At 73.3% G+C, this 20386-nt stretch carries 23 protein-coding genes and 1 pseudogene; 4 read left to right on the plus strand and 20 right to left on the minus strand.

Going from position 1 to position 20386, the window contains the following annotated elements; all coding sequences use genetic code 11:
- Positions 1–28 precede the first annotated feature (28 nt).
- The 3 genes from AB0C76_RS08425 (at position 29) to AB0C76_RS08435 (ending at position 3686) form a co-directional block, all read left to right on the plus strand.
- Positions 29–1639, plus strand: coding sequence for an MFS transporter (locus AB0C76_RS08425; RefSeq protein WP_359961607.1), 1611 nt, complete (start codon positions 29–31; stop codon positions 1637–1639).
- 137 nt (positions 1640–1776) lie between these two features.
- Entirely contained in the window at positions 1777–2409 is a 633-nt protein-coding gene (locus AB0C76_RS08430) for a TetR/AcrR family transcriptional regulator (RefSeq protein WP_359961609.1), read from the plus strand.
- A gap of 212 nt (positions 2410–2621) precedes the next feature.
- Positions 2622–3686 (plus strand): endonuclease/exonuclease/phosphatase family protein, encoded by a 1065-nt coding sequence (locus AB0C76_RS08435; protein WP_359961612.1) that lies wholly within the window; start codon positions 2622–2624, stop codon positions 3684–3686.
- 8 nt (positions 3687–3694) lie between these two features.
- On the opposite strand, the gene AB0C76_RS08440 is transcribed toward AB0C76_RS08435, so the two are convergent.
- On the minus strand, positions 3695–5449 hold the full coding sequence (locus AB0C76_RS08440; protein WP_359961615.1) for an NAD+ synthase: 1755 nt from the start codon (positions 5447–5449) through the stop codon (positions 3695–3697).
- Positions 5450–5612: 163 nt separating this feature from the next.
- On the opposite strand from AB0C76_RS08440, the gene AB0C76_RS08445 reads away from it, so the two are divergent.
- A complete protein-coding gene (locus tag AB0C76_RS08445) occupies positions 5613–6974 on the plus strand; it encodes a glutamine synthetase family protein (protein WP_359961618.1) in 1362 nt (453 codons plus the stop codon).
- Between the two features lie 77 nt (positions 6975–7051).
- Here AB0C76_RS08445 and AB0C76_RS08450 read toward each other — a convergent pair whose 3' ends face one another.
- The 19 genes and pseudogenes from AB0C76_RS08450 to AB0C76_RS08540 form a co-directional block, all read right to left on the minus strand.
- Positions 7052–8329 (minus strand): site-specific integrase, encoded by a 1278-nt coding sequence (locus tag AB0C76_RS08450; protein ID WP_359961621.1) that lies wholly within the window; start codon positions 8327–8329, stop codon positions 7052–7054.
- 3 nt (positions 8330–8332) lie between these two features.
- Positions 8333–8563, minus strand: coding sequence for a helix-turn-helix domain-containing protein (locus tag AB0C76_RS08455; RefSeq protein ID WP_359961624.1), 231 nt, complete (start codon positions 8561–8563; stop codon positions 8333–8335).
- A 125-nt stretch (positions 8564–8688) separates the two neighbouring features.
- Complete coding sequence (locus tag AB0C76_RS08460; RefSeq protein WP_359961627.1) at positions 8689–9807, minus strand: AAA family ATPase; 1119 nt, start codon at positions 9805–9807, stop codon at positions 8689–8691.
- Positions 9808–9901: 94 nt separating this feature from the next.
- A complete protein-coding gene (locus AB0C76_RS08465) occupies positions 9902–10753 on the minus strand; it encodes a DNA primase (protein WP_359961630.1) in 852 nt (283 codons plus the stop codon).
- A 67-nt stretch (positions 10754–10820) separates the two neighbouring features.
- A complete protein-coding gene (locus AB0C76_RS08470; protein WP_359961632.1) occupies positions 10821–11090 on the minus strand; it encodes a hypothetical protein in 270 nt (89 codons plus the stop codon).
- Positions 11091–11097: 7 nt separating this feature from the next.
- A complete protein-coding gene (locus tag AB0C76_RS08475; protein WP_359961634.1) occupies positions 11098–11796 on the minus strand; it encodes a hypothetical protein in 699 nt (232 codons plus the stop codon).
- A 20-nt stretch (positions 11797–11816) separates the two neighbouring features.
- Positions 11817–12173, minus strand: a complete 357-nt coding sequence (locus AB0C76_RS08480; RefSeq protein WP_359961637.1) for a hypothetical protein — start codon at positions 12171–12173, stop codon at positions 11817–11819.
- A complete protein-coding gene (locus tag AB0C76_RS08485; RefSeq protein ID WP_359961640.1) occupies positions 12170–13714 on the minus strand; it encodes a DNA cytosine methyltransferase in 1545 nt (514 codons plus the stop codon). The genes AB0C76_RS08480 and AB0C76_RS08485 overlap by 4 nt, the downstream gene beginning before the upstream one ends.
- Complete coding sequence (locus tag AB0C76_RS08490; protein WP_359961642.1) at positions 13705–14058, minus strand: hypothetical protein; 354 nt, start codon at positions 14056–14058, stop codon at positions 13705–13707. Before AB0C76_RS08490 ends, AB0C76_RS08485 begins: the two co-directional genes overlap by 10 nt.
- A complete protein-coding gene (locus AB0C76_RS08495; protein WP_359961644.1) occupies positions 14055–14645 on the minus strand; it encodes a hypothetical protein in 591 nt (196 codons plus the stop codon). The genes AB0C76_RS08490 and AB0C76_RS08495 overlap by 4 nt, the downstream gene beginning before the upstream one ends.
- Positions 14646–14757: 112 nt before the next feature.
- Positions 14758–15261, minus strand: a complete 504-nt coding sequence (gene ssb / locus AB0C76_RS08500; protein WP_359961646.1) for a single-stranded DNA-binding protein — start codon at positions 15259–15261, stop codon at positions 14758–14760.
- Between the two features lie 116 nt (positions 15262–15377).
- Positions 15378–15698 (minus strand): hypothetical protein, encoded by a 321-nt coding sequence (locus AB0C76_RS08505; RefSeq protein ID WP_359961649.1) that lies wholly within the window; start codon positions 15696–15698, stop codon positions 15378–15380.
- A 30-nt stretch (positions 15699–15728) separates the two neighbouring features.
- Positions 15729–16250, minus strand: coding sequence for a hypothetical protein (locus tag AB0C76_RS08510; protein ID WP_359961651.1), 522 nt, complete (start codon positions 16248–16250; stop codon positions 15729–15731).
- A gap of 18 nt (positions 16251–16268) precedes the next feature.
- Entirely contained in the window at positions 16269–16811 is a 543-nt protein-coding gene (locus AB0C76_RS08515; protein WP_359961653.1) for a hypothetical protein, read from the minus strand.
- Positions 16812–16829: 18 nt separating this feature from the next.
- Positions 16830–17021 carry a hypothetical protein gene (locus tag AB0C76_RS08520; RefSeq protein WP_359961655.1) on the minus strand — a complete coding sequence of 64 codons (192 nt, stop codon included), beginning with the start codon at positions 17019–17021 and terminating at the stop codon, positions 16830–16832.
- Positions 17022–17285: 264 nt separating this feature from the next.
- Positions 17286–19670, minus strand: a complete 2385-nt coding sequence (locus AB0C76_RS08525) for an FtsK/SpoIIIE domain-containing protein (protein ID WP_359961658.1) — start codon at positions 19668–19670, stop codon at positions 17286–17288.
- 112 nt (positions 19671–19782) lie between these two features.
- A complete protein-coding gene (locus AB0C76_RS08530) occupies positions 19783–20049 on the minus strand; it encodes a hypothetical protein (RefSeq protein ID WP_359961660.1) in 267 nt (88 codons plus the stop codon).
- 47 nt (positions 20050–20096) lie between these two features.
- Positions 20097–20294 carry a hypothetical protein gene (locus tag AB0C76_RS08535; protein WP_359961669.1) on the minus strand — a complete coding sequence of 66 codons (198 nt, stop codon included), beginning with the start codon at positions 20292–20294 and terminating at the stop codon, positions 20097–20099.
- A gap of 5 nt (positions 20295–20299) precedes the next feature.
- A pseudogene (locus tag AB0C76_RS08540) lies at positions 20300–20386 on the minus strand (acyltransferase); the annotation flags it as partial.

The following is a 20386-nucleotide window of genomic DNA, read 5'->3' on the forward strand; positions in this document are numbered from 1 at the left end:
TGCCACACCATCACGGACGGGAAGACCAATGACCACCGCAGCCGCGCCGCCCCGCGTGCCGGAAGCCATCCACCGCCGCCGCTGGGCGATCCTGTGCACCCTGGTGCTCGCCCTGCTCGTCGTCGTGCTCGACAACTCGATCCTCAACGTCGCGATGAAGACCATCGCGACCCCGGCGCCGGTCGGACTCGGTGCCACCCAGAGCGACCTGGAATGGTCGATCAACTCCTACACGCTGGTGTTCGCCGGGCTCCTCTTCACCTCGGGCCTGCTCGGCGACCGCTTCGGCCGCAAGCGCGCGCTGCTCGCCGGCATGGTCGTCTTCGGGATCGCCTCGCTGCTCTCCGCGCTGGCCGGCACGCCCGGCCAACTCGTCGGTTTCCGCGCCCTGATGGGCGTCGGCGCCGCGCTCGCGATGCCCGCCACGCTGGCCATCATCATGAACGTCTTCGAGCGCTCCGAGCAGCCGAAGGCGATCGGCATCTGGGCCGGCGCGGTCGGTCTCGCCATCGCCATCGGCCCGATCACCGGCGGCGTCCTGATCGAGCACTTCTGGTGGGGCTCGGTCTTCCTGATCAACGTGCCGATCGTCATCGTCGCGGTGATCGCGATGGTGCTCCTGGTGCCGGAGTCCAAGGACCCGAACCCGGGCCGTCTCGACCCGGTCGGTGTCCTGCTGTCGATCATCGGCCTGGTCGCGCTGATCTACGGCATCATCAAGGGCGGTGAGCTCGCCGACTTCACCGACGTGCAGGCCTGGGGGCCGGTGCTGGTCGGCCTGGTGGCGCTGGCCGCGTTCGTCTGGTTCGAGCGCCGCACCGCGCACCCCGCGCTGGACGTCACGTGGTTCCGCAACAAGGTGTTCAGCGCCTCCGTGGTCGTCGTCGGCGTCGTGTTCTTCGCGCTGATGGGCGTCTCGTTCTTCGGCGTCTTCTACATCCAGAGCGTGCGCGGCTACAGCGCGCTGCAGGCGGGTCTGCTGATGCTCCCGCTGGCTGCCGCCCAGCTGCTGTTCGCGCCCCGGGCCAGGCTCGTGGTCGACCGCTTCGGCGTCGCCGCCACCGCCGCCGTCGGCATGCTGCTGATCGCGGCCGGCTTCGTCGGCTACGCCGTGCTGACCGCCACCACGCCGATCTGGGTGCTGATCGTGCTCGGCCTGCTGATGGGTGCCGGCATGGCCCACGTCATGCCGCCGGTCACCGTCGCGATCATGGGCTCGCTGCCCCGCGAGAAGGCGGGCGCGGGCTCGGCCGTCAACAACACCTTCCGCCAGGTCGGCGGCTCGCTCGGTGTCGCCGTGCTCGGCGCGGTGCTCTCGACCGTCTACCGCGACCACATGAGCGACACCCTCGCGCAGCTCCCGGCGGAGCTGCGCGACAAGGCGGGCGAGTCCCTGGAGGCCACCCTGGCCGTCGCCGGCCGGATGGGCCCCAAGGGCGCGGCGCTGCTCGCCCCCGCGGACGACGCGTTCATCAGCGCCATGCACGTGGTCGCCTCGCTGTCCGCGGGCATCACCGTGGTCGGCGCGCTGATCGCCTGGTTCCTGCTCCCGCGCAAGGCCGCCGGTCCCACCGGCGGGCCCGGTGCCGGGGCGGCCGAGGTCGCCGACCGGCGCGAGAGCGCGGTGGCCGAAGCCTGACCGGCGGCCGGCCTGAGCGACAATGGCCCTGCCGCCCCGGGGGCACCCGGCGCGGCAGGGCCGCGGTCCGCCGCCACGGACCACCAGACAACGGAACGGCGCCCCCGCGCCCGCGCACATCCAGGGAGACCAGCGGGATGAAGACGGACACCCCGACCGCCGGGGCCGCGCCGACCTGCGCGGCCGTCCGCCGCGGCCGTCCGCGCAGCGAGGCCGCCGAGCTCGCCATCTTCACCGCGGTCGAGGACCTGATGGCGGGCGGTGCGAACCTGTCCGAGCTGACCATCGAGGGCATCGCCACCGCCGCCGGCGTCGGCAAGGCCACCATCTACCGGCGCTGGCCCAACAAGGAGGCCCTGCTGGTCGACGTGGTCAGCCGGCTGGAGATCGCGATGCCGGAGTCGACCGGCGTCAGCGCCCGGGACGACCTGGTCGCGATGATCGACTACATGCGGCGGCGCGGCCTCGCCAAGCGCAGCCGCTGGATCCTCAAGGCCGCCTTCGGCCAGATGCACAGCCTGCCCGAGCTGCACAAGGCCTACTACGAGCGGGTGGTGCGGCCCCGGCGCGAGGCCGCGCTCGCGCTCGTGCGCCGGGCCGTCGACGAGGGCGTGCTCCGCGCCGACCTCGACATCGAACTGCTCGGCGACCTCCTGATGGGCCCGATCCTCTACCGCAGCATCCTGTGGGACGACTCCGACCTGGAGGACCCGGAGCTGGCCGGCAAGATGATCGACGCCCTGCTCGACGGCCTCGCGCCCGGCGCCTGAACGCCGGTTCGTCCCCGTCCGTTCCCGACCGCCCGCGGCGTGGCCTCGCTCACCAAAGCGGGCCACGCCGGAACCCGCTCCGGCGGCCCCGCGTCTGTCCCGGCATAGGCTGAGCCGGGATCCGATCAAACCGGCACCAGTCCGGCACGCCGCCCGCACCCCCACGGGCCTGGCGGCGGACGGGCGAGGGCACGAGCGAACGGGAGCCACGGATGACGCAGGCGGACAGGACCGACCGGGTGAGGGGCGAGGAGAGCGCCCCGGCTCCCGCGGGCGCCGCGCTCGTCCGGGGGGACCTGGGCGGACGCTTCCTGGGCCTGCGGCACTGGGGCCGGGACGGCCGCGGTGCCACCGCGTGGCGGCGCGGTCTCGTCGTCGCCGCGCTGGCCCTGTTCACCGGCCTCCTGCTGGGCTTCCACGCCGACGTGCCGAACAGCCCCGGCAACCTCGGCAGCCTCCTGGAGACGTTCCTGCCCTGGCTCGGCCTGGCCGTGCCGGTGCTCCTCGTGCCCGCGCTGCTGCGGCGCTCGGCCACCGCGCTGATCGCCCTGCTGGTGCCCGCGGTGCTGTGGGTCAACCTGTTCGGCGGCCTGCTCACCGACAAGAGCGGCGGCAAGGGCGACTGGACGGTGGTCACCCACAACGTGGCCGCCGCCAACACCGACGTGCCGGGCACCGTCCGCAACCTGGTGGACTCGGGCGCGCAGGTCGTCGCCCTCCAGGAGCTGGCCGGCAGGGCGCTGCGCGGCTACGAGACCGGCCTCGCGACGGCGTACCCGTACCACGCGGTCGAGGGCACCGTCGGCCTGTGGTCGAAGTACCCGATCGCCGACGTCCAGCCGGTCGGCCTCAAGATGGGCTGGACCCGCGCCTTCCGGGCCGAGGTCACCACCCCGCAGGGCCCGGTCGCGGTGTACGTCGCGCACCTGCCGTCCGTCCGCCTGAAGGCCGAGGGCGGCTTCACCGTCGCCCAGCGGGACGTCAGCGCGCAGGCCCTCGGGGACGCGATCCAGGCCGAGCGGCTCACGAGGGTGCTGCTGCTCGGCGACCTCAACGGCACGATGAACGACCGCAGCCTGGCGCCCGTCACCTCGCAGATGCGCTCGGCCCAGGGCGCGGCGGGGGACGGCTTCGGCTTCAGCTGGCCGTCGTCCTTCCCGATGGCGCGGATCGACCAGATCATGAGCAAGGGCGGCCTGCGCCCGGTCGACTCCCGCACCCTGCCCCGGGACGGCAGCGACCACCTCGCGGTGGCCGCCACCTACCGGTTCCAGTAGGCCCTTCCTCAGCCGCGCCGCCAGCGGTTGGTGATCGGCAGGCGGCGGTCCCGGCCGAAGTTCTTGACCGAGATCTTCGGGCCCGGCGGGTACTGGCGCCGCTTGTACTCGGCGGTGTCCACCAGCCGGACCACCCGGTCCACGACCGCCGGGTCGAAGCCGGCCGCGACGATCGCGTCCCGGCCCTCGTCGCCCTCGATGTAGCGGTCCAGCACGCTGTCCAGCAGGTCGTAGTCGGGCAGGGAGTCGGTGTCCACCTGGTCCGGGCGCAGCTCGGCGGACGGCGGCTTGGTGATCGTGTTCTCCGGGATCGGCGGCACCTCGCCGCGCCGCTCGGCCTCCTCGTTGCGCCAGCGGGCGAGGCGGAAGATCAGCGACTTGTAGACGTCCTTGATCGGGCCGAACGCGCCGACCGAGTCGCCGTACAGGGTCGAGTAGCCGACCGCCAGCTCGCTCTTGTTGCCGGGCGCGAGCACGATGTGCCCCTCCTGGTTGGAGATCGCCATCAGCAGGGTGCCGCGCAGGCGGGACTGCAGGTTCTCCTCGGCCAGGCCGGTCAGTTCGGTGGCGGCCAGGTAGGCGTCGAACATCGGGGCGATGGAGACCGTCCGGAAGTGCAGTCCGGTGCGGCGGGCCAGGTCGGCCGCGTCGTCCTTGGAATGCTCGGAGGAGTAGCGGCTCGGCATCGAGACGCAGTACACGTTCTCGGCGCCGATCGCGTCCACCGCGATCGAGGCGACGAGCGCCGAGTCGATGCCGCCGGAGAGGCCGATCAGCACGGACCTGAAGCCGTTCTTGGTGGCGTAGGCCCGGGTGCCGGAGACCAGCGCGGCCCAGATCTCGGCCTCGTCGGAGATCCGCGGCGCCACCTCGGCGGCCAGCTTCTGCGCGGGGGCGGGCCGCGGCTCGCCGCTCAGTTCGGTGCGCACCAGGTGCAGCCCGTCGCTCAGCAGCAGGCCGTCGGTGTGGTCGCTGCTCGCGGCCGGCAGGTCGAGGTCCAGCACCATCAGGTGCTCCTCGAACTGCGGGGAGCGGCCCAGCACTTCGCCGTCCGCGCCGACGACGATCGAGTCGCCGTCGAAGACCAGCTCGTCCTGGCCGCCGACCATGTTGACGTAGGCCAGGGTGCAGCCCGCCTCGGCGGCGCGGCGGCGCACCAGGTCGAGCCGCTGGTCGTCCTTGTTCCGCTCGTACGGCGAGCCGTTGATCACCAGCAGCAGGCCGGCCCCGGCCTCGCGGGCGGCGGTGACCCGGCCGCCGTCCTGCCAGATGTCCTCGCAGATCGCCAGGGCGACGTCCACGCCGTCCACCCGCAGCACCGGCAGCTGGTCGCCCGGGACGAACCAGCGGAACTCGTCGAACACGCCGTAGTTGGGCAGGTGGTGCTTGGCGAAGCGGGTCACGACCTCGCCCCGGTGCAGCACCGCCGCGCAGTTCTGCGGCGAGCCGGCCGGGCGGCCGAGGCGCGGGGAGGCGTGCTCGGAGCGCCCGAGGTAGCCGACCACCACCGGCACCTCGCCCAGCCCTTCGGCGGCCAGCCGCCCGGCCAGCTCGACCAGTGCGGCCCGGGACGCCTCGACGAAGGAACGGCGCAGCGCGAGGTCCTCGACCGGGTAGCCGGTCAGGACCATCTCGGGGAACGCGACCAGCTGGGCGCCGGCCTCCACGGCCTGCTTGGTCCAGCGCACCACCTCATCGCTGTTGCGGGCGAGGTCACCGACCCAGGGGTCGATCTGGCTCAGGGCGAGACGGAGATTGGGCATGTTCCGAAGTGTAATCGTCGAACTGACGCAATGTCCTGGCAGGGGGTCGGCACTGCCCTCATGGCCGATGATCGGCCATGATGGGGACAGTCGCTTCCCCTGGGTCCCTCGGGGGTCTTCCGCGCGTAACACGAGCGTAAAGAGCAGAGGTGAGACTGTCCCCATGGGCAAGCAGCAGCAGTTCGTGCTTCGGACGCTCGAAGAGCGTGACATCCGGTTCGTCCGGCTGTGGTTCACCGATGTGCTCGGGTTCCTGAAGTCGGTCGCGGTGGCGCCGGCCGAGCTGGAACAGGCCTTCGAGGAGGGCATCGGCTTCGACGGGTCGGCGATCGAGGGCTTCGCCCGGGTCTACGAGTCCGACATGATCGCCAAGCCGGACCCGACAACCTTCCAGATCCTCCCGTGGCGCTCGGAGACGCCGGGCACCGCGCGGATGTTCTGCGACATCCTGATGCCGGACGGCTCGCCCTCCTTCGCCGACCCGCGCTTCGTGCTCAAGCGCACCCTGGAGAAGGCCTCCGAGCAGGGCTTCACGTTCTACACGCACCCGGAGATCGAGTTCTTCCTGCTGAAGAACCTGCCCGGCGACGGCACCCCGCCGATCCCCGCCGACCAGTCCGGCTACTTCGACCACACGCCGCGCGGCGTCGGCCACGACTTCCGCCGCCAGGCGATCACGATGCTGGAGTCGATGGGCATCTCGGTGGAGTTCTCCCACCACGAGGGCGCGCCCGGCCAGCAGGAGATCGACCTGCGCTACGCGGACGCGCTGTCGACGGCCGACAACATCATGACCTTCCGGCTGGTCATGAAGGAGGTCGCGCTGGAGCAGGGCGTGCACGCGAGCTTCATGCCGAAGCCGTTCTCGGACCACCCCGGTTCGGGCATGCACACCCACCTCTCGCTGTTCGAGGGCGACCGCAACGCGTTCCACGAGTCCGGAGCCGAGTACCAGCTCTCCAAGGTCGGCCGCTCCTTCATCGCCGGCCTGCTGAGGCACGCCGCCGAGACCGCCGCCGTCACCAACCAGTGGGTGAACTCCTACAAGCGCATCTGGGGCGGCTCCCAGCGCACCGCCGGCGCCGGCGGCGAGGCCCCGTCGTACATCTGCTGGGGCCACAACAACCGCTCGGCGCTGATCCGGGTGCCGATGTACAAGCCCGGCAAGCAGGGCTCGACCCGGGTCGAGGTCCGCTCGCTGGACACCGGCTGCAACCCGTACCTCGCCTACGCGGTGACGCTCGCGGCCGGCCTCAAGGGCATCGAGGAGGGCTACGAGCTCCCGCCCGGCGCCGACGACGACGTGTGGGCGCTCACGGACTCCGAGCGCCGCGCCCTGGGCATCCAGCCGATGCCGCAGAACCTCGGCGAGGCGATCGACCTGATGCAGCGCAGCGAGCTGGTCGCCGAGACGCTCGGCGAGCACGTCTTCGACTTCTTCCTGCGCAACAAGCGCCAGGAGTGGGAGGAGTACCGCTCCGAGGTCACCCCCTTCGAGCTCCGGAAGAACCTCCAGGTGCTCTGAGCCGCAGGTCAGAGCGCTTCTCCGGGCGAGCGAGGGCCCCGGGTCGGCGACGTCGTGTCGCCGACCCGGGAGGCTTCTCACTCGCCCGGGGCCGTCTGGGGGCCGTCAGGGCTCGGATCGGTGGTCCATCCGAGTGCTTCGTAGAGCTTGTCGACGGCCCGGCGGGTGCGGCCGTCGCTGCTCGGCATCAGGTGCGTGTAGACCCGGAGCGTGAAACCGGGGTCGGTGTGCCCGAGGTACCCGCTCAGCGCCTTCACGCTCTCGCCGGCGTCCAGCAGGACGGAGGCGTAGAAGTGCCGGAGGGCGTGCATGCCGTCCTCGCGGGACGCCTGGTGGCGCTTGCCCTTCTCGGGCGGCGGGATCACCCCGGCCGAGACGAGTGCGGGCTTCCACGCGTACGTGTTGAAGTCGCTCCGCCGAACGGGGCCGCCCTCCTCCCGGGAGAACAGCAGCAGCTTCGTGACCGGCGGTCCGTCCGGGGTCAGCCACGGCAGCGTGACCTCCACCGGGGGGAACGCCTCCATGTGGGCCTTGAAGATGTGCCCCACCCGCTCTGGGAGCGGCACGTCCCGCACCTTGCCGCGCTTCGGCGGCGCGAACACCAGCCGCCCGCCGATGTCCTTGACCTGGTAGCCGACGTGCAGCCACCCCGTGTCGAACCCGATCTCGTCCACGGGGAGACCGAAGATTTCGCCCTGCCGCAGCCCGCAGCCCCCGCCGGCGTCGTTCATCGCCCGATAGCGCTCCGGCAGCCCAGCCCGCACAGCGGCGACACGGTCGGGCGTCCACGGCCGCACACGGCCCGGAGCCCGGCCCGGGGCTGTGACCGTCCGGGAGCGGCACGGGTTCGTGGTCCGCAGCTCGTCCTCCACAGCGGCGGTGAAGATGCCGGAGACGCTCCCGAAGATGACGCGGCGGTAGGAGGAGGCGGGAACCGCCTTCTCCAGGTCGGCCAGCCACTCCCGGATGTGCGACGGGCGGAACGAGTCCATCGGGCGGGGGCCCAGGTACGGGATTGCGTGCCGCCGGATCTGCGCGTCCACGGACGCGCGGGTGTTGAGGTCGGTGTTCTGGGATTCCAACCACTTCTCCGCGAACTGCTTGAAGGTGGTGCGGGCGGCCTTCGGGTCGACGTACTGGCCGCGCGACATGTCGGCCTCGATCTCGGTCAACCAGTTCTCCGCCAGGCGCTTCTGGCGGTCGGGGAAGCTCTTGCTCTTCTCCGTGCCGTCGGGGCCGACGTAGCGGGCGCGGTAGCGCTTGCCGATGCCGTAGCGGTCGGCGCGGACGCGGCGGGGCTTGCCGTCGGGGCCGATCTCGGTCTTGTACCAGCGGTCTTGGATGTGTCCGGCCATGGGTCAGGCGGCCTCTCGGGTCTGGCCGGTCACCCACTGGGCGACGGCGTCGGGGTGATAGCGGAGGTGTCGGCCGACGCGGAAGCCAGGCGGGCCGGTGCGCTTGCGGCGCCACTGGTAGACGGTTTCCAGCGGGATGCCGAAGAGGGCGGCGATGTCCTCGGGGGTGAGGAAGCGGGCGGGCAGCGCGGTTACGGCGGGTTGGGCGTCGGTCGGTACGCGGCGGTTGGCCAAGGCGGTCTCCTTCAATTGGCTGCCCGTGCTCGGACGGGACAGTCGACGAGGGCTGTCCGGTCGGCTGTCCGGCCTGTTTCCGCTGTTCAGGCGGTACGGCAGGACAGCCGGACAGGCCGGACAGTTCAGGTGGTGGGCGGGGTGTCCGGTGAGATCGGCGGCGCGTAGGCGCCGCCGGGGGAGCGGTGGAGTTGGCCGTCCTTGGCCATCCGGGAGCAGGTGCGGCGGGTCAGCTCGACTTCGACGCCGATGGCGGCGGCGATGTCCATGGGCTTGCTGTCGGGGTGGGCGCGGAGGTGGGCGAGGATTTTGGCGCGGGTGTCGCCGATGATGTGGTCGCTGGCGGGTCCGTCGAGGAGGAGCCAGCTGCCGGTTTCGGGCTGGAATTCGAGGGCGTGTTCGTTCTCGTCGACGTCGCGGCCGGTGATGTGCAGGACGCCGTCGGCTTTGCCGCGTGAGCGTTTGAGGACGAGGGTGGCGTCGGCGGCGCCGGCGAGGCCGTTGGTGCCGGAGACTTCGGCGAGGAAGTCGTCGGAGCCCATTTTGCGGACGTGGTGGACGAGGATTGTGGCGACGGAGTGGCGGTCGGCGACTTGCTTGATGTGGCCGATGGCGGCGTAGTCGGCGTCGTAGGCGGCCACGCCGGGTGCGGCGCCGCCGCGGACTTTGGCGAAGACGTCGACGACGACGAGGCGGGCGCCGGGGTTCTGGGTGAGCCAGCGGTCGAGGGCGTCGGCGCCGCCCTGGGGCAGGGGCGGAAACTCGGTGACGAGGGTGAGGTCGCGCGGGGCGTCGCGTCCGGCGAGGAGCTTGGCCATGCGGGTCTTGAGGCGGCGCGGGGTGTCCTCCAGGGCGAGGTAGAGAACGGGGCCGGGCTCGACCTCGACGGTGCCGAAGGCCTTGCGGCCGGCGGCGACGTCGAGGCCGAGGCCGAGGGAGAGCCAGGACTTGCCGACCTTGGGCGGTCCGGCGAGGAGGCTGACGCCCTCGGCGAAGAACCCGGGGACGGCCCAGCGCGGTTCGGGGAAGTCGGTGGCCATGAGATCGGCCGCCGACCACACCGTGCGGGGCCTGGGAGGGGCCGTGGGCGGCTCAGCGGCGGTTGGCTGGACGGTCGGGCCGGGAGCGGCCCAGGGGTCGTTGTCGGGGGCGGGTTCGTCCGGCCAGGGGGCCTCCTCGTCGTTGCCGACGATCCGCAGCCGGGGGCCGGGGGGAGCGTCCCGGGGGTCGGCGGGGCGTGTCACGCGGCGGTCCGGATGGTGGCCGGCGGCAGGGAAGCGGTCATGGCGGGGCCTTTCGTGGTGGTCCAGGTCGGCGGCGGCACGGTCGGGCCGGTGGTCAGGCGGCGGCGAGTCCGTTGGCGACGGCGCGGGCGGCGTAGTCGTGCGGGACGCCGACGGCGACGGCGGCGCCGATGAGGTCGCGGGCGAGGGCGTCGAGGCCGCAGGGGCCGGGGCAGTGGGTGTGCTGGGCGGCGAGGAAGCGGGCGACGCCGTAGGCCTGGCTCGCGGCGCCGCTCTTGTGGTGGTCGGCGATTTTGGCGAGTCCTCGTTGCAGGCCGGTGCGGACGTAGCGGTCGGTGTGGCGGCAGCCGCTGTTCACGCTCCGGGCCCAGGCGGTGGGGGAGGAAGAAGCCACCCGCCCGGCCGGCGGGGCGGGGGTGGTCTCTTCCTTGCGTGCCAGGGCGCGCACGGAGTCGGGGAGTGGGGTGATGGTGCCGGTGCCGGGGCCGAGCCAGCGGGCGTACGCCGCGTGGGACTTGATGTCGACGTCCGGGCGCACGGAGTTGGCGGAGCGCATGACGCCGAGGTAGATCCAGTGCTCGCCGCGGGTGCTGGGCACGGTGAGCGTGGCGGGCAGGCTCTCGCGGGCCCAGGCGACGGCCTCGGGGCTGTCGAGGTCGAGGACGGTGGCCCCGGCGCCGCCGGGGTGGTAGGCGATGGCGGTGGCCTCGCGCCAGGCGCGGGCCCAGGCGGGGCCGGTCAGGACGGCGGGGTCGGTGGTGGCGGCGGCCCAGGCGTGGCAGGGGAGCGGGCAGGCGCAGGGCCCGGCGGCCTTCATGACGGGACGGCCGCCGCACGCGTTGCCCTGGCAGGGCGGGCAGTTGGCGAGGGGGAACTTGTCCCGCAGCGGCAGCACCGGCAGGCCGCAGCCGGCCAGGTCCAGGACGAGGCGCAGGGAGACGGTCATGGGCTGTGCACCCTTTCGGGTCGGGGCCCGGGGCGGGCCGGAACCGGGCCCGCCCCGGGCTGGGGTGTCAGGTGGTGGGGCCGAGGTCGAGCGGCAGCTGTCCGTCGGTCGCGGTGCGGGGCTCGGGCGGCATGAGGGCGTCGAGGGCGGTGCGGTGGCGGTGGTCGGTGTCGGGGCAGATGACGCGCTGGTCGACGGTGACGAGCCAGCCGCAGCGGCGGGCGCCGTCGGCGGCGGCCTGCGGGGTGTCGAACAGCGGGATGACGCAGTCGCCGGTGTCCTCGTCGCCGCAGACGTCGCAGCTGACGATGTGGAAGGTGATCGCGCGGATGGTCACGGGGCTCCTAGGCGGCCTTGAGGCGGCGGGCCGGTGCGGCGGGGGTGAGGGTGTCGGCCCAGACGGTGCGCAGGGCGGTGCGGTCCTGGCGCTGGCGCGCGGGGGTCTCGGGCCGGTGCTCGGGCTGGCTGACGGGCATGTGGAGGCCGAGGAAGTCCGGGCCGGCGGCGACGAGCAAGGGCTTGCCCGGTCCAGCGGACCAGGTGGTCAGCGGCTGCCACCGATCGGTGGCCTTGGCCCAGCGGGCGAGGAAGTCGGCGTTGTAGCAGGCTTCGGCGTCCTGGTGGGGCTCGGCGGCGAGGGCGTCGGCGAACAGCTTCCGCCACTTGGGGAACTTCTTCGCGTGGCCGGCGTTGGCGGACAGGTTCAGGGAGCGGGTGCCGTCGCCGATGGTGAGCCGGCCGTCCGGGGTGCGGGTGCAGCCGCGGTGGTGGGTGAGGGTGAGGTCGGCGGGGCGGCGGCGGGTGGGGAAGAGGGCGCGCAGGGCGGTGAGGTCGGCGTGGGCGAGGAAGGCCTTCCACGGCTCGGGCTCGGCGGCCTCGCGGCGGGTGAGGGCGAAGGTGAAGCGGTCGGTGGCGGCGGCGAACAGGTGGGTGCCGTCGGCCTCCAGGTAGATGCCGTGCAGCGGCGGCAGGTTGTAGTCGGTGCTGATGTGCGGGGTGAGCTGGCGGACGATGCGCGGCAGGTCGCTGACGGTGACGGGCATGGCGGTTCCTTCCGGGCCGGTCAGAACAGGGCGTCGGGGTCGGCGGGCGGCGCGGCGGCGAGGAGGGCCGCGCGGGTGCGCCGGGTGGTGGCGTCGAGGCAGGCCGGGCACCACGCGGCGAGCGCGGCCTTGGGCAGGGCGGCGGCCTTGTGCGGGGGCAGGGCGAGGTCGGCCGGGTCACAGGGGGCGGCGGCCAGGCGGACGGGGCCGGTGCCGTGGCGGTGGCCGTAGCCGCCGTGGACGGCCGGGCAGCGCCCGCCGTCCTTCGCGTGGCTCTTGCCGCAGGTTCCCCGGCACTGGCATCGGCCGGCGGCGGCAGCGAGGACGGCCTGCCACAGGCCTTGCTGGTCGCCGAGGGGCGGGGTGCGGCCGGTCACGAGACGTGGCCGGGTTCGAGGTCGTTGCCGGTGACGGCCTCGACGAGGGCGGAGACGAGGATTTCGGCGACGGGCGGGGTGACGGCGTTGCCGTACTGGCGGACCTTCTCGCGTTTGCTGCCGAGGACGGTGTGGGCGCGGGGGAAGGCCATGGCGGCGCCGATTTCGCCGGGCTCCAGCATGCGGAACAGGACCTCGTCGAGGGGGACTTGGGGGCCGTGGACGAGGGCGTAGCGGTCGCGGGTGGTGAGCGCGCCGAGTGGGTGGGCGACGGGGCGGGCGGCGGTGTTGCCGTAGTAGGGCAGCAGCAGCGACGACCAGTCGGGCGCGGCGTGCCCGGTGGGTGGGGTGGCGAGGCCGTGGTGGTTGCCGGAGGCGGTGACGGTGGCGAGGGCGTCGAGGACGGGCCGGGCGTCGGAGGACCCGCCGCGCAGTTCGGCGATGAAGGGAAGCCAGGCGACGCCGGTCTCGTTGCGGGCGGTCTGGGTGCGCAGGGGCTCGTAGGCGGGGGCGGCGTTCTTGCCTTCGCGGCCCTCGGCGGGCACGAGCAGGGGCGGGATGGCGAGGGCGTCGTTCTCGCGGGTGGTGCGGGCCGGGGCGGGGCCGGTGACGGGGGTGGCGTCCTCGCGCCAGGTGCCGCCGGCCGGGGTGAGCAGCGGCACCGCGTAGCGGGCGAGCCCGGTGCGGACCCGTTCCAGGGTCTTGGCGGACAGGGCCTTCTTGCGGTCGCCGATCGGGGTGCCGGGCAGGGTCCAGTCGATCGCGGCGGCGGCCGGGAGCACGGGCGGCTCGACGACGGCGTTGCGGCAGGCCACGTTGGGGCAGCGGTAGAGGTACTGCTGGCGGTAGCGGCCCATGTCCTTGCCAGGCTTCTTGAACGCCTGCACCGCGCGGACGGGTTTGTCGCAGCCCTCGCACCACGCGGTCGGGCGCAGCCACTTGTCCCAGTCGGGGTCCCGGCCGAGGTCGGCGAGCCAGTAGGCGAGGTAGAGGCGGTCGCGGGACTGCGGGGCGGCGTCGACGGTTCGGGGGTAGGCGTGCATGGAGTTCAGGGCGATGAGGCGGGTGCGGTAGCCGAGCGCCCGGATGTCGCCGACCCAGGCGGTCCACAGGTCCCACTCCCGGACGTCGACGACGTTCTCGACGACGCCGGCGAGCACGGGCTTGCCGCGGGCGGCCATGGCCTCCAGGTAGCGGGGGACGTCCCACATCAGGGCCCGGGATCGGTCGGTGGCGGCGTCCGGGAGGGTCTCGCCGAACAGGTCGGGCTGGCGGTCGAAGTCGCGCCGGACACCCCGGGCGTTGGACCACTTCGGGCACTCCGGGGAGGCCCAGAACAGGTCTGCGGCGGGGAAGCGGGCGACGTCGGCGTCGTGGATGTCGCCGAGGAAGTGCTCGGTGTCGGGGAAGTTGGCGGCGTGGCTCGCGATGGCCTTGTCCCAGTGGTTCGCGGCCAGGATCGGGGTGACGCCGGGGACGGCGGCGGCGCCGGTGCTGCTGCCGCCGGCGCCGCAGAAGAAGTCGATGTAGGTCAGGCCCACGGTTCCTCCGTCCAGGTGGTGAGGTGGAACAGGTCGAGGACGTCGAGGGGCAGGGTCTCGACGGTGCCGTGCTCGTCCTGGGCGAGCACGGCCGGGGGCTGGGCGGTGCGGGCGAGGATGCCGAGCGCGCACGCCGGGGCGTCGTCCTCGTCGACGTCGCCGCGCAGGGCCCAGACCTGGCCGGGGGCGGCGAGGGCGAGCGGGTCGTCCGCCTCGATGCGGGCGCGGGCCAGGCGCAGGGCGGCGGCCGGGTCGAGTCGGTCCAACTCGGCGATTCGGCAGGCGAGTTGGAGGGTGTGGGTGGCGGTGCGGTCGGAGCCGGCTACGCGCAGCAGGGCGTTCACCGGGTGCCTCCGGTGAGGTCGTTGACGAGGTGGGCGTGGTCGTTGGCGTGCCGCGCGAGGGCCTTGACGGCGGCCTTGGCCTCGCGGGTCATGGCCGGGCCGGGGCGGTCGGCGCTGGGGTCGGTGAGGATGTCGGCGGGGACGGGCACGAGCAGGGTGGCGGTGACGAGCAGCGCGGGACGGCCGCTGATCTGCGGGTCGGGCTCGGTGAGGCGCGGCCACCGCTCGTCGCCCCATGCGGGCCGGTAGGTCGACCAGTCGTCCGTGCGCGGGGGCCGGTTGGTCAGGGCGCGGTGGCGCAGGGGGACGTCGATGCGCAGGATCATCCGGTAGTTGTCGGTGATGACCGGGGTCAGGGCGGCGAGGTCGGGGCGGATGCGCAGGTAGCCGGGGGCCATGACGGGGCTGGTGGCGATGCGCCAGGCGGCGACGGCGAACGAGGCGGCGTCCATGGGGGCGCCGTCGTCGAGGAGCTGGTCGGCGCGGGCGGCGAGGTAGGCGCCGTAGCGGGAGCGGCCGTCGGAGGCGCGCTCGCGGTCGTCGGCGTCGTCGGTGATGGCGAGGACGGATTCGCTGAACTCGGGCATGCTGCGGGTCCTGATCTCTTGAGGTAGGGGTCGGGTGGGCCCCGCAGCAGCCGGACGACCTTGGCCGGATGGCCGTCTGCTGCGGGGCTTTGTGCTGTCCGGGCGGGGCCGGTTAGAACGGGGGCTCGTCCGGGCCGCCCGCCGGGGCGCTGCCGCCCCACGCGGCCGGTCCGCCGGCCGGGGTGGCGGGCGTGCCGGGGGTGGCGGTGGACCACGGGTCGCTCTGTGGGGCCGGGGCGCCGCCGTTGCGCTGGGCCTTGGTGACCTTGGCGGTCGCGAACTTGAGGCTGGGGCCGATGTCCTCGACGTCGAAGCCGAGCATCGACCTGTTCTCGCCCTCGTCGGTCTGCCAGTTGTGCTGTACGAGGCGGCCGGTGGCGACCACGCGCATGCCCTTGCCCAGGGTCTCGGCGGCGTGCTCGGCGACCTCGCGCCAGGCGGTGGCGCGCAGGAACATCGCGGTGCCGTCGCGCCACTGGCCGGTGTTCTTGTCGTAGGTGCGCGGGGTCGAGGCGATGGTGAAGCGGGCCATCGCGGCACCGCCGGAGGTGAAGCGGAGTTCGGGTTCGTCGGTGAGGTTGCCGACGACGGTGATCGGGGTGTCTCCCACGGACACGGGTGCCTCCAGGCATCGGTGGTGTCGGGAGCGGGTCTGCCCGTCCCTCGCACCACCCGGACCCGCCGCTGGCTGCGGCGGTAGTCCGGGTGGCACGGCGGTCGGCACAGGCCGGGTCAGGACTCGTCGGCGTCCTGGGCGAACTCGCAGGTGGCGTCGCAGTCGTAGTAGCCGCAGCCGCCGCACTCGGGGTAGTCCTCGGGGCTGAGGAGGAACGAGACGTCACCGGTCTCGGCATCCCAGTCCTCTTCTTCGTAGGCGGCGCCGCTGCCGCGGCAGCCCTCGCACATCTCGGTGTGGCCGGGCTGCGGGCCTGCTGCCCGTTCGGCCTCGATGAGGCGCTGTTCGTCGGCGAGGTCGAGGGCGATCTCGGCGGCCTTCTCCTCGTCGCGGGTCGGGTGCTCGCTGTAGTCGTACGGGTCGAAGTCGTCGTACACGGGCGGTCCTCCGCTGTCGGCGGGGGCGGTTCAGCGGGCGGCGAGCAGGTGCTCGATGCGGTAGGCCTCGTCCTCGTCGCGGGCGATGGCGTCGTCGTGGTCGGCGAGCCAGCGGCGGGAGCGGTGTTCGAGGCCGAGGTGGTGGCGGTTGCGGGCGAGGGTGTCGGCGGCGGTGGGGCGGCCCATCTGGACGGCGTGGACCAGCTCGTGGATGAGGGTGGGGAAGAGCTGGTCGTCGTCGCGCAGGGCGGCGGTGTGGAGCAGGACGAGGGTCTGGCCGTCGTGGGTGGGGACGGTCAGACCGGTGGCGATGTGGGCGGTGCGGCGCAGGTGCTGGTTCTCGCGCAGGGCGCGCCACCGGGTGGGGTTGCCGCCGGTGGCCTCGACGACGAGGGGGCCGAACTGGCTGGGGTGGGCGAGGCGGACGAGGGTGGGCGGCATGGTCTCGCGCATGTGGGCGGTGACGAGGCGGGCGGCCTCGGGCAGCAGGCGGGCGGTGCGCCGGCGCAGGAAGTAGGGGCCGGTGGGGTCGAGTTCGACGGGGATGGTCATGGTGGTGGTCCTTCCTGGTCAGCGGGGGGTGGCGCGGGTGGCGGCGATGTCGAGCTGGCGGTGGACCTGGGTGGCGGTGCGGCCGGGGGCGTCGTTCCACTGGTCGACCGAGCGCACGGACCGGTCGTGGGTGGTGAACTGCTCCATGAGGCGGCGGCGGGCGTCCATGGCGGTGGCTTGGGTGCCGTATCCGGCGGCGAGGACGGCGAGTTGGGCGCCGAGGATGCAGGCGCGGCCGGTCTCGTCGAACAGGCGGCCTTGGGTCCAGCCGTGGACGGTGAGGTAGCGGGAGATGAGGTGCAGGTGGGTGGCGGTGTCGATCGGCAACGGGGCCGGGGCGCGGCGGCGGGCGCGGTCGAGGAGGGTGGGGCGGGGGCGGGTCATGCCGAGGTCCCAGGTGACGGGGGCCTGGCCGAGCGTGCAGATCGCCGGGACGGTTATGCGGGCGGCGGGGGCGGGCAGGGTGGCGAGGTAGCGCTCGATCTCGCGGACGAGTTCGCCGCCGTCGGCCACGAACGCCAGGTCCGGCAGGCCGGACAGCCCGGTCAGGGTGATGGTCATCTGGGGCCTCCTCGCGGGTCAGTGCGCGCCGGGCAGGGCGTGGAAGATGTTGGCGACGGTGGCGCTGACAGCGGGGGCGATACCGGTGGAGGCGACGTAGAAGCCGAACAGCGCGGCGACGAGCGCGCCGCCGACGGGCACGGCCTTCTGGTGCAGCATCACGACGAGGATCGCGCCGAAGAACACGGCGGCGGAGACGGTGAACAGCACGGGGTGGCTCCCTTCCCGGGAGGCTGGGTTGGGGTGATTTGGGTGGCGCGGGTACCCCTGCCGGACCCCTGCCAGGGTTGGGAAAACCGCAGGTCACAGGGGTGCCGGTTGGTGGCGGACCTCTGCCGACCCCTGCCGGGAGCGGGCCTCGGGCGGCAGGGTGTGGCAGGGGTCTGGCTAGGGTGCGCAGGGCTGTGACCTGCGGCTTTTTCCGGCGTGGCAGGGGTCTGGCAGAGGTGTGAAACGGGCGAATCGGGCGTTGGGTCAGGCGGCGTCGAGGTCGGCGGCGGCCTTGCGCAGGGTCGCCAGCTCGAAGCCGCTGGGCCGGGATCCGTCCGGGAGGGTGATCCGGCCGGCCTCGACGGAGGCGCCGAGTTCGGCGAGTTCGGCCTTGAGGGTCTTGCCGGTGCGCGAGAGCCAGGCGGCCTCGGTCTCGGTGGGGCCGCGGCCGAAGCGGGCGGGGTCGACGGCGGCGAGGTGGGCGAGGAGGTCGGCGCTGGAGATCGCGCCGTGCCCGGTGGCCTGGGCGGCGGTGATCATGTGGTCGAGGACGGTGCGGCGGACGACCGAGCCGAGGCCGTCGGGGCCGCCGGCCGCCGCGCTGACGCCGGTCTCGCGGGCCATGGCGGCCTCGACGGGGTCGTCGTAGCGGCCGGGCAGGCACCCGGCCTGGGTCCGCAGCTCGATGCCGCGCTCGATGAGCGGCAGAATCTCCCCGGCCGCCTCGTCGATGAACAGGGAGCGGACCTCGATGACGCCGGTGTCGGGGGTGGTCAGCCAGGCACGGCCGCGGCTGGTCTTCTCGATCGGGATTTTGGAGGCGTCGTAGCCCTGGCCGACCATGCCGTCGCCGAGGACGACGTTGGAGGCGCCGGGGGACTCGACGCGCATGGCCATGCGGGCGGCGAGGTTGCCGCGCAGGCGCGGGGTGACGATCTCGGCCTCGGGGTACTGGGTGGCGAGCGCGAGGACGATGCCGACGGCGGCGCCGACAGCGGCGATCTGGGCGAGGAGTTCGGTGATCTCCTCGGCGTACTTGCCGGAGGGGCCGTTCTTGGCGGTGTAGGTGGCGAGTTCGTCGATGATGACCAGCTCGATGCCGCCGAGCTTGTCGATGAGTGCCTCGTTGGCCTTGGACAGTCCGGCCTCGACGAGGATCTCGGTGCGGCGGTTCATCTCCTCGACCATGAGGCGCAGGAACTTCACCAGCCGTCCGGGGTTGCGGCGCACGAAGGTGGCGAGGACGCGGGCGTGGGGGACGTACTCGCCGGCGCCCTTGCCGTCGAACAGGCGGATCCGCACCCGGGGGTCGAGCATGGCGGCGGCGAGGAGGTTGGCAAGTCCCATGCCCTTGCCGGAGCGGGTGGCGCCGGCGAACAGGAACGAGTAGTCCGAGAGGGTCGGGCGCAGGATGTTGCCGCGCTTGTCGAAGGCGAGCGGGAAGCCGTCGCGCCAGGTGTTGACGGACTTGGCGCGGGTGGCGACGAGGGGGTTTCGGCGGGTGGCGAGGAAGGGGTCCTGTCCGCAGGCCCAGATGGCCATGCGGCGGCCGTTGGAGCCGACCTGGCGGATGTCGAGGTTGGTGCGGTCGATGCCCATCGCGGCGGCGATCTCGTCGACCTTGTCGCGAGCCTTCTTCACGGTGACGTCGGGTAGGTCGATGACGGCGTGCCAGGCGTTCGGGACGGCCGGGTCGACGGCGCACGGGGTGACCATGGTGAGGCGCTGGTTCTCGCCGATGACCTTGGCGGCCTTGAACGCCCGGTCGAGCATGGTCTCGGTCATCGGGTCGCCGTCCGAGAGTGCGCGGACGTCGGCGTCCCACTCGGTCTCGCGGTCCGGGGTGCGGCCGATGAACGCCTCGACGGCGAACACGGTCAGGGCGCCGAGCGCGAGGCCGGTGGCGCCGAGGGCGATGTAGGCGGTCACGACGACGGCGAGCGGGATGCCGTAGGCGACGAGGGCGCGCAGGAAGCGCACGCGGCGCCGGTTGGACTTGGCCTTCTTGTGGGCGGCGACCGCGGCGACGGCGACGGCGAGCGCGGCCTCGCTGTTCTTCTGCGCGAGGACGCGGTCGCCGGGCAGGAGGGTGAAGCGGGCGCGGCGGGCGAGCTCGCGGGCCTCGCGGGTGGCGATGTGGGCTTGGTGGGCGGCGGCCTGGACGTGGGCGCCCTCGAACCCGGCGATCCACTGGCTGGAGCGGCGCACCCCGCGCCAGGCCTGGGCGCCATGCCCGCGGACCGTCAGCTGACGGCCCGCCCAGCGCCGTGCGGCGCGCCGGATCTGCTTGGCGCGGGCGCGGGTCATGGTGCGCCGGCCTTCGCGGGTGCGGATCCACGTCGGGATGAGCGGCCGGTCTCCGGCCAGGTCTTCCCGGGAGGCCGCCTCGACCACCGCCGGGACCTCCGCCGGCGCCGGGGTGGGGGCGTCCTCGGGCAGGTAGACCGACTCCTGCGGCGCGGTGTCGGGGCGGGGCTGCGGCGCGGGCGCCGGGTACGGGGCGGGGTCGGTCCTGTCGGGGCGGTCGAACGGCAGGATCTTCGCGCCGGAGTCCGCGTACGGTCCGGTCAGCGGCAGGTTCACGGGCTGGACGGGCGGCAGGCCGACGGGCTCGGGCAGGTCCCCGGGGCTGTAGTCCGCGTGGTTCACTGAGGGTCCTTCCTCACAGCTCGGTTGTGGGGTGCAAGGGGACCCGGGGGCGGCGGCCGGTATGGCGACCGCCGACCCGGGCTGGTGGTGCCGGGGACTCTTGCGGCGCCGGTCAGCGGCGGAAGCGGCTCTCGCGCTCGGCTTCCTCGCGCTCGCGGATCATCGCCTGGCGCTCGGTTTCGGGGGAGCCGTCGGGGTTGCGGTTGAGGCCGTGGAGGCTGCCGCCCTTGGCGTACTCGAACGCCAGGGAGGTGATCGGGCCGCGCTCGCCGCTGCCACGGGCGTATCGGCCGCCCTTGGCGTAGTCGAACGCGGACGGCTCGGAGGACTGGTTGGAGCCGCTGTTGTTGTCGGACGACGACTTGCGGAAAAAGCCCATGGCTACTCCTCGGTGTGGGACTTTCGGCGGGTGGTTTGTGGTGGTGGTCAGGCGGAGGCGATGAGGGCGGCGACGGTCTCGGCGGCGTGGTGCCAGGCCTGGTCGAGGGCGTAGGCGCCGTTCATGCCGTGGTCGGCGAGCCGGACGAAGCGCCCCTTGCCGGTGGCGTCCGCCAGGCGGCGCAGGGGCTCGCGCCGGTCGGCGATGTAGTGGGTGACGGCCGAGAGAGCGAGGGCGGCGGCCACGGGGCCCCGAAGCGGTAAGGGCCAGGGTTCTGGTTGCTGACCGCACCGGTTCGCTGCACCCAGCGCCAGCCCCGGTGGACGAGGCGTCCGGC

The sequence above is a fragment of the Kitasatospora sp. NPDC048722 genome (assembly GCF_040650235.1).
GTDB lineage: Bacteria > Actinomycetota > Actinomycetes > Streptomycetales > Streptomycetaceae > Kitasatospora.

Coding starts and splice junctions, on each gene's coding strand:
- AB0C76_RS08475 (WP_359961634.1), bottom strand. CDS start 11,796: ATGCCCGTCACCGTCAGCGACCTGCCGCGCATCGTCCGCCAGCTCACC.
- AB0C76_RS08450 (WP_359961621.1), bottom strand. CDS start 8,329: ATGGCCGGACACATCCAAGACCGCTGGTACAAGACCGAGATCGGCCCC.
- AB0C76_RS08510 (WP_359961651.1), bottom strand. CDS start 16,250: ATGACCATCCCCGTCGAACTCGACCCCACCGGCCCCTACTTCCTGCGC.
- AB0C76_RS08430 (WP_359961609.1), top strand. CDS start 1,777: ATGAAGACGGACACCCCGACCGCCGGGGCCGCGCCGACCTGCGCGGCC.
- AB0C76_RS08425 (WP_359961607.1), top strand. CDS start 29: ATGACCACCGCAGCCGCGCCGCCCCGCGTGCCGGAAGCCATCCACCGC.
- AB0C76_RS08435 (WP_359961612.1), top strand. CDS start 2,622: ATGACGCAGGCGGACAGGACCGACCGGGTGAGGGGCGAGGAGAGCGCC.
- AB0C76_RS08495 (WP_359961644.1), bottom strand. CDS start 14,645: ATGCCCGAGTTCAGCGAATCCGTCCTCGCCATCACCGACGACGCCGAC.
- AB0C76_RS08530 (WP_359961660.1), bottom strand. CDS start 20,049: ATGGGCTTTTTCCGCAAGTCGTCGTCCGACAACAACAGCGGCTCCAAC.
- AB0C76_RS08445 (WP_359961618.1), top strand. CDS start 5,613: ATGGGCAAGCAGCAGCAGTTCGTGCTTCGGACGCTCGAAGAGCGTGAC.
- AB0C76_RS08515 (WP_359961653.1), bottom strand. CDS start 16,811: ATGACCATCACCCTGACCGGGCTGTCCGGCCTGCCGGACCTGGCGTTC.
- AB0C76_RS08440 (WP_359961615.1), bottom strand. CDS start 5,449: ATGCCCAATCTCCGTCTCGCCCTGAGCCAGATCGACCCCTGGGTCGGT.
- AB0C76_RS08465 (WP_359961630.1), bottom strand. CDS start 10,753: ATGACCGTCTCCCTGCGCCTCGTCCTGGACCTGGCCGGCTGCGGCCTG.